The sequence below is a fragment of the Flavobacterium sp. KBS0721 genome (genome assembly GCF_002007065.3).
In the GTDB taxonomy this organism is placed as follows: Bacteria; Bacteroidota; Bacteroidia; order Flavobacteriales; family Flavobacteriaceae; genus Flavobacterium; species Flavobacterium piscis.
In genome coordinates, this window is record NZ_CP042170.1 from 533,340 (window position 1) to 551,067 (window position 17,728).

The window sequence follows — 17,728 nt, forward strand, 5'->3', positions numbered from 1 at the left end:
AAAATTAACAATCATGGAAGCATTAGATTTAGAAAAATTAAAATATCCGATAGGAAAATTTGAATTTCCAACGGAATTTAGCCCTGAATACATTTCTGATAAAATTCATGCGATCGAATCTTTTCCTGAAAGATTGAAAAAAGAAACAATTCATTTAACAGATGAGCAATTGAATACACCGTATCGTCCCTATGGATGGACTGTTCGACAAGTGATTCATCATTGCGCTGAAAGCCATATGAATTGTTACATCAGAATAAAATGGGCTTTGACAGAAAATAATCCTGTAATAAAACCATACGACGAAACTTTATGGTCTGAATTACCAGATAATTTGAACATGCCAATTGAGCCAACATTAACTTTGCTTGAAGGATTACATTTTAGACTAGCGTATATCATGAAAAACTTATCAGCTTCAGATCTTGATAAATCTTTTATTCATCCTGAAAATAATTCGGAATACAAAATAAAACAATTAATAGGTACGTATGCCTGGCACAGCAATCATCATTTAGCACATATTACTTCTTTAAAAAAATATAAAAACTGGAAATAAGAAAGCTGTTTCTTTTTTATACACTGTATATTATTTTCCCTAAATAAAAAAATCTCTTCGGATGAAGAGATTTTTTTATATCCTTTAAGGAATATTCAAATATTTATGCGTTTGAAGCGAAACTCTCCACTTTGGATTGTTCATTACATAATCAACAATTAATGGTGTCATTTCTTCTTTTTTACTCCATTCGGGCTGGAGAAACAAAATTGCATTATCATTTACCAATTCTGCTTGTTCTTCTGCAAAAATAAAATCGTGTTTGTTATAAATAATCACTTTTAATTCGTGAGCATTATCGTAAACCGTTTGCGTTGGCAATTTATTTTTTTTTGGCGAAAGACAAATCCAATCCCATGTCCCTGTTAATGGATAAGCGCCCGAGGTCTCGATATGAACTTTTAAATTTCTGTTTTTTAATTCCTGAGTCAACAAACTCATATCCCAGGTCAAAGGTTCTCCTCCGGTTATCACAACAGTATCTGCATACGTTGCGGCATTATTCACAATTAGATCAACACTCGTTGGCGGATGTAACTCTGCATTCCAGCTCTCCTTCACATCACACCAGTGACAACCAACATCGCAACCTCCAATTCGTATAAAGTAAGCCGCCGTTCCCGTATGAAAACCTTCCCCCTGAATGGTGTAAAACTCTTCCATCAAAGGCAACATCGCTCCTTTATTTACTTCTAATTGTATTTCTTTTGATAACATTATTATATTTTAAAGTGCAAAGATAGTCAATTAAATACGGAACAAAAAAAACCGATAGCTCTTTGAACTATCGGTTTTATATTTAATAAAGACCTTATATTATTTTAAAGCTTTTACAGATTGTGAAGCGTAAGCATTTGCAGGATCTAAAACTAAAGTTTTATTGAAATATTCAATTGCTTTAGCTTTGTCAGTATTTGCATAACTAGCACCAATACTATTGTAAGCTTCGATTACTTTTTTAACTGTAGCAGGTTTTGCTAATTCTTCAGGACCTTTTGCAGTTGTTTTAGTTACATACTCTTCGTAATTTTTGATAATTAAATCATCTTTCTCAAGTAAGTTATTAATTCTTCCTTTGTACAAGTATGCTTCATCATAAGTTGGAGAAGCTTCTAAAACTCTGTCAAAAGCGCCTTCAGCTTTTGCTAAAGCTGCAGCATCCGGAGCACCATCTTTTTTATTTGCATTAGCATAATACAGTGAAATACCATAATATACATTGTCATCTAAATAATTTTTAGATTCTTTATTATTAACTGCAAGTTCAAAAACATTTGCAGCTTGTGCAAATTGTTTTTTACCAAACAATGCTTTTCCTAAATCAGCAAGTTCTTCAACTACTAAAGGCTCTAATTCAATTGCTTTTTTAATATCCGCAATACCAGCATCAAAAGCAGCCTGATCTACAACTCCTTCAGCATTTGTTCCTTTTTTAATTTTCGATAATCCTAAATACAAATAATCTCTACCAATTACTTTGTTTGAAGGTACTTTGATAAAATCTTCGATAGATTTAATTGCTACTTCAACATTTCCATTTTCGTAAGCAGCATAACCTAAATATCTGTAAATTCTTGGATTTACTTTATCTTCAGCAATCATTTTGTTTGCTACAGTCTCCAGAGTTTTATAATCTTTTACTAAGATTAAGAAATCTGCATGACGCATTTTCGAATCTAAAGAGTAATCTGTAAGACTTAAATATTTTTCATAATTTGTAATTGCGTTTTGCATATTAACTTTAGAGGTAGATGTTTTGTTTCTTCCCCATTTGTAATATGTTTCAGCTAATTCTCTGTAAACCGGACCATAATTTGGGTTGATCGCGATAACTTCATTAAAAGATTTAATTGCCTCTTCGTATGATTTAGCTCCTTTTAACAAAACTCCTAATTGCATTTTTGCTCTTAAAAGTGTTGGATCAGCAGTAAAAGCATCACGATAAGCTTTGTAAGCATCGTTTTGATTATTTGAACCATAGTAAGCATCACCAATTGTCAAAAGAGCAGTTGCATTTTGAGGCTCAAGGACCAAAGCACGTTTCAAGATCGCAATAGCACTTGGATAATCTGGAGAAGTTGAATTAATATATGCTCTACCGATATAAATAAATTCATCTACATCTTTACGTTTCATATCTTTTGTCGCTAAACCAAAGTTAGCCTGAGCTGCAGCAGCATTTTTAGCATCAAGATCGATCTGACCTAATCCGATATAATTCAAATTTTTATTATCAGATGCCTGTAATCCGTTTGCGTAATAAATTTTCGCTGAATCAACAATAGTTTGATTTAAATATATATTACCTAAAACAAAATTCGCTTCTCCGTCAGAAGGTTTTGCCTGGATGATTGATTTAAGCAAAGACTTTGCTTTTTGAAATTGTTCAGCGTCGATTGCTTTTTTAGCTTCTTTGATGTCTTGCGCTTTTGCAACAGTGGCCGAAGCAACTAAGGCAAGACTAAAAATTTTAAATTTATTCATCTTTAATTGTAATTAATTTATTCTTTATCTTTAATAATCTGACTTCTAATTTTAAGATTTCTTCCTGGAGTTCTAACAGGCAGTAATCCTGACTTTAAAACAATACGCTGTCCGATGTCTCCTGAAATGAATGAAGCAAACCCCATTCCTAAACCAGTATAACCCTGACAATTTATAATAAACAAATCACGTGCCAAAGGATATTTCTTTTCGCCAAGATCATTTTGGGTAGGACTATAGAAGCCACCACCATTTAGACCTTTGACGCTCATAACATTTATTTTTTTAACAAGACCGAGCATATCCGGAGAGGGCTGATACAGCCAATTTACTCCCACCACTCCAATCATACCATCATTCTCAGACACGAATTTAATAACTTCGTTGTTGGTTTTAAAAGAAAAAACATTTTTTGATGGAATATCTTTCACCTTACCCAATTCTTTCATGTATCGTACTGTACTTGAATTTGGATTATCAAATACAAGACCTTTAATTCCAGAATCTGATTTGCCTTGCAGAAAATCAATTACGGTTTTCAACGCAATTAATGTATCATTATTGCTTTTATTAGTAACAAAAGCAATTGCATCTGTTGCAAAAGGAGTAACCCTAGGATTAATCTTGCTTTTTTCAAATCTGGTTTTCTCTTCCTGAGTTAAATCTCTGGTGGTAACAGCAACCTTTGCTTTTTGATTTAACAAATCATTTATAAGCTCAGCTTCAGATTTAGGTTTTAATGAAATTTTAGCATCATAGTAAGTTCCTTCAAAAACAGCTACCATATCTTCAACAATAGGCTTTATTGTTTCATCTACGGTAATATCTATTGATCCTTTTAAAATTGTTTCATTATCAGCTTCATTTTTATTTTTTTGGTTACACATGGCAAACAAAAAAACAAAAACTACCAAACCTACAATTTTACCATATTTGAACATATTATTCTGCATTTGAATTAATTAATCTTAAAAAACGGATTCCTGAATATACGATCAATAATCCGCCAAAAGCATATCTGTATTTGGGTTCCATATCTAAAGGAAGTTTCTTCCAGAACATAATCATTAAACCTAGTACAAGATATATTAAAAAAAACATTATTCCTAAAACAAGAAGAAATCGCTCTTTGAGCGATTTCTTCTGAATATTATTAAACTTATCTTTTAACATTATTCTGCAGATTGAATAGTAATAGGAAGTGAGTAAAGAACCCTAACTTTTTTACCATTTTGTTCGCCGGGAGTCCATTTTGGACATTTTTTAAGAACACGAATTGCTTCTGCTCCTGTACCGTAACCGATATCCCTTAAAACTTTAATGTCGGTTAATGAACCGTCTTTTTCAACTACAAAAGTAACATAAACTTTACCTTTTAAACCTTCTTCTTCGGGAGTCTTGTAATTATTTCCTACGAATTTGTAGAACTTTTCGATTCCTCCAGGAAAATCTGGTTTTACTTCGATACCTGCAGTATTATAAACATTGTTATCTTCCTGAATGATCTCAGTAACCGGTCCTTTACCAACAGGTTCATCAACAGTTAAAACTGCATCCGGATCTCCTTTGATAGTTTCGTTACCTACTTTTTTATCTTTAAGATCCACAATTTTTGGTGGGTCTTCAGTAATTTCATTTGCTTTAGCAACTACCGGTTTCACGAACTTCACCTGATCCACTTTTGGTGGTGGTGGTGGTGGTGGTGGTTGATTTGGCTTAATTTCCTCTTTTTTAGGAGGTAATTTTACTGTTGCGATTTTAATATCGTTATTTACCACTTCTTCTTCAGAATCTGGTAAGAAGCTTGCAATAAGAGGAGCTGCAACAGCAGCGCTAAAGATAAGTGAACCAATAATAAGCGCCTTTACAGTCGTCTTACCGTTAGCTTTTCTTAACTCATATGCACCATATATCTTATTACGCCCTTCGAATACGATATCAAGCCACTGATTTTTAATTATATCTAGTTTCATATTTCTTGATTATTAAGGATTAAAATAAGATTGCTCTTATTTTTTATCTATCAATTTCGTTTCTTCTGGACTAAACTCAGGAACAATAGCATAAGTCTCTACACCTGAAATTGCCATCTCATCCAAAATATCAACCAAATTACGGTAATTTGATTTTTTAGTTGGCTTGATGATAACTATAATTCCGTTTTTAGGTTTCCCTAAAGCTGTAGAATAAGCTAAAACTGCTTTTTTCTGAGTTAATAATTCTTTACGAATTCCGTCTTTTCCATAGGCAATATCTTTAGGACCTACTTTAGGAGTTGCAAGCAATCCCATATAATAAATCATTTTATTGTCTTGACCTAGCATAACCGTCATTGTACGATTCTCATCTACTTTTGTATCCTCCGTTTTCTTAGTAGGATCTGGATCTTTATCTGGCAGAGACAAATCCATCGCTTGAGGTTTTGACAACGATGTGGTTAGCATAAAGAACGTGATCAATAAGAATGCCAAATCCACCATTGCCGTTAAATCGACTTTAGAATTCTGCTTTTTACTTCTTACTTTACCACCTTTTCCGCCACCACCGTCGCCGGTATTTAATTCAGCCATTTTAGTGTATATTTTTTAATTAAAAGTCTTTTCCTCTCGTACCTGTAACTAAGTTAAAGGAATTGATTTTCTGATCTTGTAAAATATCCATTATCTTTTTGATTTGTGGATATTGTTCTTTAGCATCACCTTTTATCGCAATTTTCAATTCTTTATCATCAAGATCAATCGAAGCTCTTCTTGAAACCAAAAGCCAGTCTTTTAATTGATTATCTAAAGAATCTATTGGAATTCCAGGTTGATTCGCTTTTGTTCTGTCAGCCGCTTTCATATCAATGATCTGTTTTAAATTTGTCAATGGAACACCAAAGTCATCCATTAAAGCAAATTTAGTTTTATCATCTTCTGAAAATTCTACACCGTATTTAGCTCCCATTCCTTCAAGAGTCTTTTTACGGATCTCTCTACCTTTTAGGTCAAAAAATACTTTGCTTTTCCCGTCAGCACCTTTTCCTATTGTAATGATAGCTAAATCTGAATCAGGTAATTTAGACTGAGCAACAGAAGAAGGCATATCTACAGGAAGTGCTTCTGGCACTTTAGCAGTAGCGGTCAAAATAAAGAACGTAAGCAAAAGGAACGCAACATCACACATGGCAGTCATATCTGTCGATGTTGACTTTTTTTTCATTTTTATTTTAGCCATTATCTTTTATTTTATTTTGATATAATTAATTGTAATTAATACTAATCAAAAATTAATTATTGTTTCAAACTTCCTCTGAATCTTCTGTAAGTATTTACAATTGTAGTACCAGCCTCATCGATAGAGTAAGTTAAATCATCAATTTTAGCAGTAAAGAAGTTATAAGAAACGATCGCTAAGATTGAAGTAGAGATACCTGTTGCAGTGTTGATAAGTGCTTCAGAAATACCTGTTGCAAGAGCAGCCTGATCTGGAGTTCCAGCAGAAGCTAACGCACCAAACGCTTTAATCATACCTGATACAGTTCCTAATAATCCTCCTAATGTACCTAAAGATACTAAAGTAGAGATAATAGTCATATTTTTTTCTAACATTGGCATTTCTAATGAAGTTGCCTCTTCGATTTCTTTGTGGATTACTTCTGCAGCTTCTTCACTGTTGAAACCTTCTTTTTTAACGTCTTGGTATTTTACCAAAGCAGATTTAATTGCATTTGCAACTGAACCTTGTTGTTTGTCACATGAAGCGATTGCAGCCTCGATGTTTCCTTCTTTAATGTTTCCTTGTACATTTTTCATAAATGTATCTAAGTTTGCTTTACCAGCAGCTTTACCAATAACGATAAATCTTTCAATAGAAAAAACAACAACCATTAAAAACATACCTAATAATACCGGTACAATAAAACCTCCTTTATAAACTTGACCTAATGTATTGATCGGGTGACCTGTTTCTGGATTACCTCCTTCGAAGTTAGCAGCATCTCCCATGATTACTTTCCAAATAAACACCCCAACTAAAATACACGCTACAATAATGATTCCTGTAATCATTCCTCCTCCATTTGAAGTGCTTTCTTTTTTAACTTTAACGTTTGCCATTTTTTTTAATTTTAATAGTTTTAAATAATTTTTATTTTTTAGTTATATTTAACTTGTAGAGGAGCAAATTTATACGTTTAGTTTAAATAAAAAAACTTTTTTTAATTTAATTGAATGAAATTTAACGTCGATTTAAAAAATATCTCATTAAATTGCCGGCGTCATTTTTTAGATAAAACAAAAAACAAGGCGATTAATGGGAAAATTACAACGTTTTAGTAAATATTCAAACATTCCGTTGATATCTTCTTAAAAAGTTGCGAAATTATTTTTTATATAATTTTCAACCACTAAAAGCTTTTTCTTACTAAAAAAAACGAACGTAAAATGTTAAAAAATCAAGCAATACTCTTATAATCATCTAAATTACAAATAAAACATGAATAAAAAAGACAATTTCATTCAAGATATAAACAATGGTTATGCATCTAAAGGAGATAATATAATTTTGGGTGGAGCATTACTTGACGGAGAAGCAATTGCTGAGGCTCACGTTAAAATCCCACTAAAAACACTAAATCGTCACGGATTAATAGCAGGTGCAACCGGAACAGGAAAAACAAAAACAATTCAGTTTTTTTCTGAACAGTTATCAAATGCCGGAATTCCTGTTTTAATGATGGATATAAAAGGGGATTTTAGCGGAATTGCAAAAGAAGGAAAAGAAGAAGGTTTTATTACAGAACGACATGCTAAAATAAATATCCCGTATAATGTTGCTTCATTTCCAGTGGAATTAATGTCTTTATCCAAGCAAAACGGAGTTCGATTAAGAGCGACAGTTTCTGAATTTGGCCCTGTTTTATTTTCCCGAATTTTAGATCTAAATGATACCCAGGCTGGCGTTGTTGCTGTTATTTTCAAATACTGCGATGATAACAATATGCCTTTGTTAGATTTAAAAGACATAAAAAAAGTTATCAATTATATCACCGAAGAAGGTAAAAACGAAATATCGGCCAATTATGGCAAAATTTCTACTGCTACGACAGGAACTATTTTACGAAAAATAATAGAATTAGAACAGCAGGGAGGAGATCTCTTTTTTGGAGAATTATCTTTTGAAATTGATGATTTAATGCGAATTGATGAAAACGGAAAAGGATATGTAAATATCATTCGTTTGACTGATATTCAGGATAAACCAAAATTATTTTCGACTTTCATGCTGAGTTTACTGGCCGAAATTTACCAGCAAATGCCTGAAAAAGGAGATGTTTCGCAACCAGAATTAGTGATATTTATCGACGAGGCGCATTTGATCTTTAATGAAGCGAGCAAAGCCTTATTGGAACAAATTGAAACGATTGTAAAACTGATACGTTCTAAAGGTGTTGGTATTTATTTTGTTACCCAAAATCCAATGGATGTTCCTAGTGGCGTTTTGGCACAATTGGGTTTGAAAATTCAACATGCTCTAAGGGCTTTTACTGCAAATGATCGTCAGGCGATAAAAAAAACAGCCGACAATTATCCTACTTCACAATATTACAAAACAGATGAATTGCTAACCAATTTAGGAATTGGAGAAGCTCTGGTTACGGCACTTAATGAAAAAGGAATTCCAACTCCGCTTGTTGCTACCATGATGCGTGCACCAATGAGCCGAATGGACGTTTTGACTTCTGATGAAATTGCGGCTATTAACAGCAAATCGAAACTAGTAAAAAAATACGCCGAAGAAATTGATCGCGAAAGTGCTTATGAAATTCTAAACAAAAAAATTATGGATGCCGTTCAGGCGAACGCAGAACAAGAACAACAAGCGCCAACAAAATCATCAAAAGCTGAACCGAGTACGACGAGTGTGGTAACAAAATCAGTTTTGAAAGTGGTAACAAGCGCTACTTTTATCAGAGGTGTTTTTGGAGTTTTATCAAAAATATTTAAAAAGTAAATTCAATATCAAAAAACAATTACAATATCAATGTCAAAAATCAATTACAATATCAATATCAAAACTCAATTACAATTTTAAATTGCAAATACCATTGATTTTTGACATTGATATTGTTTTTTGATATTGCAATTATTTTTGCAACAACTCCAGAATTTTATTTTCGATTTGGGGTGTGTTCCAAATGTTTTCGATATTCTCCAGTTTTAGAATTTCTTCCATAATTCCGTTTTGAAAATCGCCTATCGCCAAAGCTTCGGCGTAAGGTCGATCACTAAAAGTAACACGGCTGTAAAGCGGAATCCATTTATCAGGATATTTATCAGAGAATGCTTTTTCTATTTTCTTTTGCAACAAGAATTTTTCATCGGCCGTTTTTGTGCTCATTTCCATAAAATTGCGATACGAAAGTTCTGCAATAGCATCAGCATTTGGTTTACGTGAAATTTGATACTCAGAGAAAATTTTCTTCCAGTCATTTCCGTACTTTTCGATCATTTCGTTTAAAACCGTTATGTCTTCAAAACCTGCATTCATTCCTTGTCCGTAAAACGGAACAATAGCATGACAGGCGTCTCCAATCAAAGCAATTTTATCTTCATATGTCCAGGGAAAACATTTCATGGTTACCAAAGTACTGGTTGGATTTTTAAAGAAATCTTCTGCCAGTTTCGGAATCACTTCAATCGAATCCGGGAAGTTTTTCTCAAAGAAATCTTCGACCATTTTGCGATCGGTAAGTGATGCAAACGAATTTTCACCTTCAAAAGGCATGAATAAAGTACACGTAAAACTTCCGTCAAGATTAGGAAGCGCAATCAACATATATTCTCCGCGCGGCCAAATATGAAATGAATTTTTATCCAGTTTGTGCGTCGCATCGGCATTTGCCGGAATATTCAGTTCCTTATACCCCATATTCAAAAATTCCTGCGAATAATTAAACATGCTCTGGCGTTGCATTCTGTGACGAATTCTGGAAAAAGCACCATCGGCACCAAAAACCATATCGTATTTTTTCTCCTCCCACTCGCCTCTTTCGGTTTCACCAATATGCAAAGTTGCATCGCTTAGCGTCACATCCCAGATTTTTTGTTCAAACAAAAATTCAGCTCCTGCGGCTTCAGCAAGATCAATCATTTTCCTGTTTAAAGCGCCTCTGGAAATCGAATAAATCGACTCACCTTCCTGCCCGTAATTCTGAAAATTGAGTTTATCTACCAAATGAATGGCACGTTTATCCATCGGAATTGCGATTTCACGCACCGAATCGCCAACACCAACGCCATCAAGCGCTTTCCAGCCACGGTTAGACATTGCCAAATTGATAGAACGACCCGAAAAATTAATTTTACGAATATCAGGACTACGATCATAAACATGAACGGTGTGACCTGCTTTTTTGAGATAAATTGCCAATAGTGATCCTACCAATCCAGAACCTACAACAGCAATTTTTAGTGGAGTTTGCATCAAGAAAAATCTAAATATAAGATCGTAAAAATAAGTAATAATTACACAAGAGCTTTAAAATAAAGTAAATATTTACCCTTATTCGTTATAATTATTTGGGCATGACCCGCCGAAAAAAGCGGGTCGGGCTATCAGCGATATTCTCGATTAACAAAAACTACGGCTAAAAAGCCTTGTTTTTCTAAAATCGGGAGATACCGATTCAAGCCCTAATGCAATACAAGTTTTCATAACAAATTTATGTTTTTATAGATTTATTAGAAATCCGAAAAAGCCTACTTTCGCTTGATGAGAAAAAAATTAAGCCCACGGATTTGACGGGTTGAACGGATTTACGCAGTTTTTTTTATTAAAACCTAAAGCACATCGCTAAAAAAAAATCCGTGTCCATCTGTTCAACCAGTAAAATCCGTGGGCAATAAACGGACTACTTCACCCAAATAAAAGACCATGAACAGCGAACTATTAAAATCTGATATCATTCTCGAAAACGAAAAAGTATTATTACTTCCATTTGAAAACGAAAGAAACATCGAACTCAAAGAAATTATCTTCGACGATGAAATCTGGAAATTCATGGGAATGTATGTTAGAAACGATGCTGATTTCGAAAATTATATCAAAAATACTTTACAACAAAAAGCAGACGGAATTTGTTATCCGTTTTTAATAATTGACAAAGCCACAAACAAAGTTGCAGGAAGTACTCGTTACGGTTACCTAAACCACGCAAGCCAGAAATGCGAAATTGGCTGGACCTGGTACGGAAAAGATTTTCAGGGAACTGGTTTAAACAAAGCGTGCAAGTACGAATTACTGAATTTTGGTTTCGAAAACATTCAATTCAGAAGAATACAATTTAGTGCTGATTTGGAAAATAAAAAATCTCAAAAAGCTATTGAAAAATTAGGCGCTGTAAAAGAAGGAATCTTTAGAAAGAACTATGTCGATTCTGAAGGAAAGAGTAAAGATGATGTTTATTATAGCTTGATTGTGGAGGAATGGGAGAATAATAAACGAGATTATTTTGGAGAATTTTTATAATTTTTCTTCGTATAAAAGCATTACTTTAGCTTTAAAAAAACAATTCAAAACCCTTATTTTCAATTTTTTAAATACAATTTATAATTAAAAAACCATCCATGAAAAGAATCACTTTCTTTCTATTTTTATTCGTTGGATCAATCTGTCATTCACAGGACAGAATTCAATTAAACAACAACAACCTAAATGATAGCTTAAAAGTTATAAAAAAAACGATTAAAAATTATGAAGATGGTCTTTTTCAGAATGAACAAATAGTACTTTTTACTTATGAAAATAATTTAGTTTCAAAAATAGAGACAACACAAAACGGAGATTTCATAGAAGATGTTGAAGTGAAATACGAAAACGGGAATCTAAAACAAATGAATCTTTTTTACACCACTTTAAGACATGATAAAAAGAAGATTATAAATCCGCCTACAGAAAATGTAAATGCTATTTATAATTATGATGATGCTAATTTAATTATCACCCTAAGCAAAGAATGTAACGGATTAAAGCGTATTCATTATTTCACTTACAATGATGCCCAACAGCTTATAACAGAAAAAGAAATACAAGACGGAATTACATTAATTGAGAAAAAATACAAGTATGACAAAAACGGAAATCTCTACAATAAAAAAGATTTTATAGCCAGAGAGTACGATTATTACAAGACCTACGACGATAAAAAAAATCCTTTTAGCTTAATCTATCCCGATGCCTATTTAAAAGTATACAAAATCTCCAAAAATAATATTATATCTTGTAACATCAATGGCAAATCATATACTTATGAATACGAATACAACTCTAGCAATTATCCAGTAAAGATTATTGAAAAAAATGGGAGAAAGATTCAAAGCGAAACAATAATTGAATATCGCAAAATCTAAAACAAGCATAATAATTACTCCAAAATGAACCTATATTCAGAACATTACGTAAGTCAAAAAGCTGAAAGGTTCGTCAATAAAATTTGGTGTCTTGATAACAGCATCGGCGAAAGCCTAATCGAAAACAAACTCGTTCTTCCCAACGGCTGTTTTAATCTCGCAATCGTAAGCGGAAATGCCATAGAAGTTCATACAAGCAAAAGTAAGTATGAAATGAACGAAGGATTTTACTTTTGTTCGCAAATGACCAATAAAGTTTTGGTTAATATACAATCCAAAACAAAGGTCACGATAATTCAACTACATGCCTGGACGCTTTCGATGTTTCCAGATTATGATTTGAGTAATTTTACAGACGCTATTCTTAAAATTGATGCTGCCGAATTGCCTTTTCAAACTAAAATCGAAACGGATCTAAGCAGCGATATTCTTGTATTATTAGATACAATTAATTCTTATTTTGAGGAATTAAGTACTACACACCCACACAAAAACACAATCGAAAAAATTTGCGAAATCATTAAAATTCAAAATGAAGAAATTTCGGTTTCGGAAATAGGAAAAAACATGAATTCTTCACAAAGGTCGCTTCAAATTAAATTTAAAACGGCAACCGGACTTACCATCAAAAATTACATTCAGATTCTGAAGTTTAGAAAATCAGTAGATCAAATGGTGAATTCTGATTTAGAGAAACTAAAACTGACTGATGTTGCGCTTTACAACAAATATTTTGATCAGTCACATTTCATCAAGAAGTTTAAAGATGTAACCAAAACAACCCCAAAAATGTTCAATTCCGATTCCTATTTTCTTTCGAAAAAAAGATAATATTCGCATTTGTACAATTTTGCGAGCAATGTTTTAGGTAATATTGCAAAATCATCAATCAATCAAATCAATCAAAAATGAAAATCAACAAATCATTTTTTCAGCTAAAATGGGTTTTAGTTGGAATACTGCTCTTCCAATTCCATATTGGATTTTCTCAGGAAGAAAAAAACTCTGAACTCTACAAGATTATTATGTCAAAAGACAGCCTTCTTTTTAATGTTGGCTTTAATACCTGTGACATAAAACAATTTGAAGATTTATACACGGCCGATTTCGAATTTTATCACGATAAAGACAGTGTTTCGGACAAAGCCAAATTCTTATACAATCTTAAAAACGGAATATGCTCACCAACACGAAAATACAATTACCGCAGAGAATTAATTGACGGAAGTACAGAGATTTATCCGTTGCACAATAAAAACGGTATTTTGTACGGCGCGATACAAATGTCAACGCATCGTTTTTTTGAAAAATCACCTGGAAAACCAGAAGAACCAGGAAGTTTTGCGAAATTCACTCATCTTTGGCTGCTCAAAAACAAAGAATGGAAATTAGCACGATCGCTTAGTTATGATCATAAAATGATTAGCACTACCACAGATAAATCGAATCTATTTGATAGTGATGATGAAACTGAAAAATGGCTAAAACAAAACAATGTGCCAACTCTAGGAATTGGTATCATCAACAACGGAAAACTGCAGCAAATAAAGGTATTTGGCGAACTTAAAAAAGGACTTACAGCACCTTACAATACGATTTGGAATGTTGCTTCGCTGACCAAACCAGTAACGGCAATGGTCGCGTTGAAACTGGCAAGCGCAGGAAAATTTAGTTTAGACGAGCCTTTGTACAAGTATTGGACAGATCCTGATATTGCAAACGATCCTAACATAAAACTGCTGACAGCAAGAATTATTTTAAGCCATCAAACCGGTTTTCCGAATTGGAGATTTATGAATGAATCCGGTAAACTAGACTTTAAATTCAAACCCGGAACCAAATATCAATATTCAGGCGAAGGATTTGAATATTTGAGAAAAGCTCTTGAAAAGAAATTCAATAAAACGTTACAACAGTTAGCAGATGAATTAATTATCAAACCGCTAAAAATGACGGATACTAAATTTGTCTGGAATGACATTACCGATGTTTCGCGATATGCAATTGGTTACGACAATAAAGGAAATGCCTACGAACCTATTAAAAATAAAACTGTAAATGCCGCTGACGATCTGCTAACGACAATTGAAGATTACGGTACATTTTTATGCAGCGTTATGAATAGTGATGGATTAAGCAAAAAAGTATTTGAGGACATGACATCGCATCAGGTTGAAACTAAGAAAAATAAATATTTCGGACTGGGTTTTGAAATCTATGATTTAGGAAATAATAATTACGCACTGTCACATGGCGGTGCAGACCAAGGTGTGCAGACCATTTTTTTATTATTACCAAAAACCAAACAAGGCTTAGTTATTTTTACCAATGTAGATGACGGTTACAAAGTTTATGAAAAAATAGTGAATCATTATTTGGGCGAAAATGGAAAGAAAATAATTGAAATAGAAACAAGATAAAAATGGACAATAACAAAAACATAACAACGATACCTATGGTAAATGTAATAGTCCTTTTTATTTTTTTTCTAAGCAGGCAAGCAACCGCACAAACCAACAGCGAAATACTACAGGAAGATCTTTTAAAAACTGAAATCATTAAGATGGACAGTTTGCTTTTTGATGTTGCATTTAATCAATGCGATGCGGCTCAATTTAAAAAAATAATAGCTGATGATGTTGAGTTTTATGACGACCGCTTTGGCTTAAACGTTTCGAAAGAAAATGAAATAAAATCACTAAACTCAAAATGTAACAGACCTGAAAAACTAACCCGAAAACTAGACTCTTGCACCGTGGACAAATTGGGCGATTTTGGAGCAGTGCAAATAGGAGAACATACTTTTTATGTTGATGGAAAACCGGAAGGAACCGGTAAATTTATTCATATCTGGGAAAGAAAAGATAAGGACTGGAAATTGAAAAGAATTGTGAGTTATGAGCATAGGCCTATCAAAAAGTAATTTTTGGTTTGTGCTGTAATCTTCTCTTTAAAAGAAAAATGAAAAAAAATTGATTTATCCTGAAACCTAATTAAAAATTAGTCGTCTAACCAAAAGACACCATCTTACTCACAAGTGATTATTAAAGTTTCAGTCATCAATCAAAATCAATCATTATGAAAAAACCAATCAAACTAGCTGTTTACACTTTTTTTGTTTTCCTTTTTGTTTTCAATGTTTCTTTTTCGCAAGACAAAGCAAAACAAATTGAAGAGCTTATTATCAAGTACAATCAGTACGGTCAGTTTAACGGCTCTGCACTTGTTGCCGAAAACGGAAAAGTAATTCTCAAAAAAGGATTTGGCTCCGCCAATATGGAATGGAATATTCCCAATCAGCCGGATACCAAATTTAGACTTGGTTCTATCAGCAAACAATTTACAGCTTTCTTAATTGTAAAATTAGCCGAAGATGGCAAACTAAAACTGGATGTTCCTATCACCACTTATTTGCCCAATTATCCAAAAGCAACGGGTGATAAAATAACGATTCATCATTTGCTTACCCATACATCGGGAATTCCTAATTACACTTCTCTTCCTAATTTCTTTAAAGATAAAAGCAGAAATCCTTATACTCCCGAAGAATTCGTAAAAACGTTTTGCGATCTGCCACTGGAATTTACACCTGGCGAAAAATTCAATTATAGTAATTCGGGATATTTTTTATTGGGATATATTATAGAAAAAGTTTCCGGAAAATCATACGAGCAATATTTACAGGAAACTATTCTGACTCCGCTAAAAATGGTTAATTCCGGTTATGATCATGCCGATGTTATTTTGAAAAACAGAGCTGCGGGTTATGAAAAAAGAGGTAAAAAAATTAGAAATGCTCCTTACCTCGACATGAGTATTCCGTATGCTGCGGGTTCATTGTATTCTACTGTAGAAGATATTTATCTTTGGGATCAGGCGCTTTATACAAATAAGTTACTTTCATCAAAATCAATGGAATCTTTATTTCATTCATATATCAAAACCGGACAATCATCTTATGGCTATGGATGGTTTATAGACGAAACTGATGGAGCATCGGGCAAAGTAAAAGTTACAGAACACGGTGGCGGCATTAACGGATTTAACACTATCATTTACAGAATTCCAAAAGATAAAAATCTTATCGTTTTATTGAATAATACAGGCGGAACGGTTTTAAATGAAATCAGCCAATCTATTCGTGCTATTTTGTACAATCAAACTTTTAAAGCGCCTAAAATGTCGTTAGCATTTGAATTACTGGATACCTTTTCAGAACAAGGAGTTACAAGCGGTTTAAATACCTACAAAAAGCTTAAAAATGATCCTGTTTATAACATTTCTGAAGGAGAAATGAATAGAGTTGGATATGAATTGCTTCAAAACGGAAAAACGAAGGAAGCCATAGAAGTTTTCAGAATAAATGCAGAAACGTATCCAAAATCAGGAAATGTTTATGACAGTTTGGGCGAAGCTTATTTAAAAGATGGCAACAAAAATTTAGCTATTACAAACTATAAAAAATCTGTAGAACTTGATCCTTCAAATGATGCAGGTAAAAAAGCATTAGAAGAACTTCTGAAAAAATAACAACTAAAAAAAAGACCAAGCCCAATGGCGGTAATCTTTATCTTACCAACTCCGATAATTCTGGTTTTAGCCAAAATTATTGGAGTTTTTTTGTTTTAAAAGTCTTTTTCTGATTCCATATTTGGTATAAAAAAACTATTTTAGCGCTGCCCGAAAAAAAATAATTCCAAACCCAAATCAACCTGATTTACAACTTTTAAAGCTGTAAACACTATTTATTTAAACCTATGAAAAAATTAAAGATGCAACTTTTAGTATCATTACTATGCCTGTTTATTCCAATCATTGGTAATTCTCAAACAGCTGCCAAAACAGTTCCAATGCCCACTCAGCAAAATAAAATCATAATTGATAAAATTGTTGAAGCAGCACATTACAAAAATTACGTGGTAGATTTTTGCTTAGAAACCATAAATGAAGCTGCCCTTAAAGAAAAATGGAACGACCAGAAAACCGTCGAAATAACAGAAACCATCAATTACAAAAATTTCAGGGACGCTGTTTATAATATGTTTGCGTTTTACAACGAAATAGAATTAGAAACACTCTTAAAAACATACAAACAGGATACTGCCTATCAAGCTTCAAACGTTATGATTGCCAATGATGCTCTTGGTTATAACCTGGAAATATTTGCCAATGATATTGTTCGGGGGAAATATAAATAAGATTCTGAGATGCTAAGCTACTAAGGTTCTAAGGTTTTTTCATAAGAAGTCTCAAAGTTGCAAAGGCTCAAAGGGACAAAGGTTTTTTATATACC

At 33.0% G+C, this 17,728-nt stretch carries 18 protein-coding genes; 9 read left to right on the plus strand and 9 right to left on the minus strand.

Annotated features, from left to right (window positions below):
• Nucleotides 1–13 precede the first annotated feature (13 nt).
• Nucleotides 14–559 carry a YfiT family bacillithiol transferase gene (locus B0M43_RS02585; RefSeq protein ID WP_078006948.1) on the plus strand — a complete coding sequence of 182 codons (546 nt, stop codon included), beginning with the start codon at nucleotides 14–16 and terminating at the stop codon, nucleotides 557–559.
• 84 nt (nucleotides 560–643) lie between these two features.
• Here B0M43_RS02585 and B0M43_RS02590 read toward each other — a convergent pair whose 3' ends face one another.
• The 8 genes from B0M43_RS02590 to B0M43_RS02625 all read right to left on the minus strand — a co-directional run bounded on the left by B0M43_RS02590 (nucleotide 644) and on the right by B0M43_RS02625 (nucleotide 7,140).
• Nucleotides 644–1,276 carry a 7-carboxy-7-deazaguanine synthase QueE gene (locus B0M43_RS02590; RefSeq protein ID WP_065448539.1) on the minus strand — a complete coding sequence of 211 codons (633 nt, stop codon included), beginning with the start codon at nucleotides 1,274–1,276 and terminating at the stop codon, nucleotides 644–646.
• Nucleotides 1,277–1,375: 99 nt separating this feature from the next.
• Nucleotides 1,376–3,043 carry a tetratricopeptide repeat protein gene (locus B0M43_RS02595; protein ID WP_078006947.1) on the minus strand — a complete coding sequence of 556 codons (1,668 nt, stop codon included), beginning with the start codon at nucleotides 3,041–3,043 and terminating at the stop codon, nucleotides 1,376–1,378.
• 17 nt (nucleotides 3,044–3,060) lie between these two features.
• On the minus strand, nucleotides 3,061–3,984 hold the full coding sequence (locus tag B0M43_RS02600) for a PstS family phosphate ABC transporter substrate-binding protein (protein WP_078007001.1): 924 nt from the start codon (nucleotides 3,982–3,984) through the stop codon (nucleotides 3,061–3,063).
• 1 nt (nucleotide 3,985) lies between these two features.
• Nucleotides 3,986–4,216, minus strand: coding sequence for a hypothetical protein (locus B0M43_RS02605; protein WP_065448541.1), 231 nt, complete (start codon nucleotides 4,214–4,216; stop codon nucleotides 3,986–3,988).
• Nucleotides 4,216–5,016 (minus strand): energy transducer TonB, encoded by an 801-nt coding sequence (locus B0M43_RS02610; protein ID WP_078006946.1) that lies wholly within the window; start codon nucleotides 5,014–5,016, stop codon nucleotides 4,216–4,218. Before B0M43_RS02610 ends, B0M43_RS02605 begins: the two co-directional genes overlap by 1 nt.
• Nucleotides 5,017–5,052: 36 nt before the next feature.
• Nucleotides 5,053–5,613, minus strand: a complete 561-nt coding sequence (locus B0M43_RS02615) for a biopolymer transporter ExbD (RefSeq protein WP_078006945.1) — start codon at nucleotides 5,611–5,613, stop codon at nucleotides 5,053–5,055.
• Nucleotides 5,614–5,632: 19 nt separating this feature from the next.
• Nucleotides 5,633–6,259, minus strand: coding sequence for a biopolymer transporter ExbD (locus tag B0M43_RS02620; RefSeq protein ID WP_065448544.1), 627 nt, complete (start codon nucleotides 6,257–6,259; stop codon nucleotides 5,633–5,635).
• Nucleotides 6,260–6,315: 56 nt separating this feature from the next.
• Nucleotides 6,316–7,140 carry a MotA/TolQ/ExbB proton channel family protein gene (locus B0M43_RS02625; protein WP_065448545.1) on the minus strand — a complete coding sequence of 275 codons (825 nt, stop codon included), beginning with the start codon at nucleotides 7,138–7,140 and terminating at the stop codon, nucleotides 6,316–6,318.
• A gap of 379 nt (nucleotides 7,141–7,519) precedes the next feature.
• Here B0M43_RS02625 and B0M43_RS02630 point away from each other — a divergent pair, with 379 nt between their 5' ends.
• Nucleotides 7,520–9,037, plus strand: a complete 1,518-nt coding sequence (locus B0M43_RS02630; protein ID WP_078006944.1) for a helicase HerA-like domain-containing protein — start codon at nucleotides 7,520–7,522, stop codon at nucleotides 9,035–9,037.
• A 132-nt stretch (nucleotides 9,038–9,169) separates the two neighbouring features.
• Here the strand turns inward: B0M43_RS02630 and B0M43_RS02635 are convergent, their stop codons facing one another.
• Nucleotides 9,170–10,510 carry an NAD(P)/FAD-dependent oxidoreductase gene (locus B0M43_RS02635; RefSeq protein WP_078006943.1) on the minus strand — a complete coding sequence of 447 codons (1,341 nt, stop codon included), beginning with the start codon at nucleotides 10,508–10,510 and terminating at the stop codon, nucleotides 9,170–9,172.
• Nucleotides 10,511–10,960: 450 nt separating this feature from the next.
• Between B0M43_RS02635 and B0M43_RS02640 the strand changes: the two genes are divergently transcribed.
• From B0M43_RS02640 to B0M43_RS02670, 7 genes are all read left to right on the plus strand, one after another.
• Nucleotides 10,961–11,554, plus strand: coding sequence for a GNAT family N-acetyltransferase (locus B0M43_RS02640; RefSeq protein WP_078006942.1), 594 nt, complete (start codon nucleotides 10,961–10,963; stop codon nucleotides 11,552–11,554).
• A gap of 98 nt (nucleotides 11,555–11,652) precedes the next feature.
• The gene (locus B0M43_RS02645) at nucleotides 11,653–12,435 is read left to right on the plus strand and encodes a hypothetical protein (RefSeq protein ID WP_078006941.1); all 783 of its coding nucleotides are present in this window, start codon (nucleotides 11,653–11,655) and stop codon (nucleotides 12,433–12,435) included.
• A gap of 24 nt (nucleotides 12,436–12,459) precedes the next feature.
• Nucleotides 12,460–13,266, plus strand: coding sequence for a helix-turn-helix domain-containing protein (locus B0M43_RS02650; RefSeq protein ID WP_078006940.1), 807 nt, complete (start codon nucleotides 12,460–12,462; stop codon nucleotides 13,264–13,266).
• A gap of 77 nt (nucleotides 13,267–13,343) precedes the next feature.
• A complete protein-coding gene (locus B0M43_RS02655; RefSeq protein WP_078006939.1) occupies nucleotides 13,344–14,855 on the plus strand; it encodes a serine hydrolase in 1,512 nt (503 codons plus the stop codon).
• A gap of 2 nt (nucleotides 14,856–14,857) precedes the next feature.
• Nucleotides 14,858–15,358: a nuclear transport factor 2 family protein gene (locus tag B0M43_RS02660; protein WP_078006938.1), complete on the plus strand. Its 501-nt coding sequence runs from the start codon at nucleotides 14,858–14,860 to the stop codon at nucleotides 15,356–15,358.
• Between the two features lie 155 nt (nucleotides 15,359–15,513).
• Nucleotides 15,514–16,965 (plus strand): serine hydrolase, encoded by a 1,452-nt coding sequence (locus B0M43_RS02665; protein ID WP_078006937.1) that lies wholly within the window; start codon nucleotides 15,514–15,516, stop codon nucleotides 16,963–16,965.
• Nucleotides 16,966–17,192: 227 nt separating this feature from the next.
• Complete coding sequence (locus B0M43_RS02670) at nucleotides 17,193–17,633, plus strand: hypothetical protein (protein ID WP_078006936.1); 441 nt, start codon at nucleotides 17,193–17,195, stop codon at nucleotides 17,631–17,633.
• Nucleotides 17,634–17,728 lie beyond the last annotated feature (95 nt).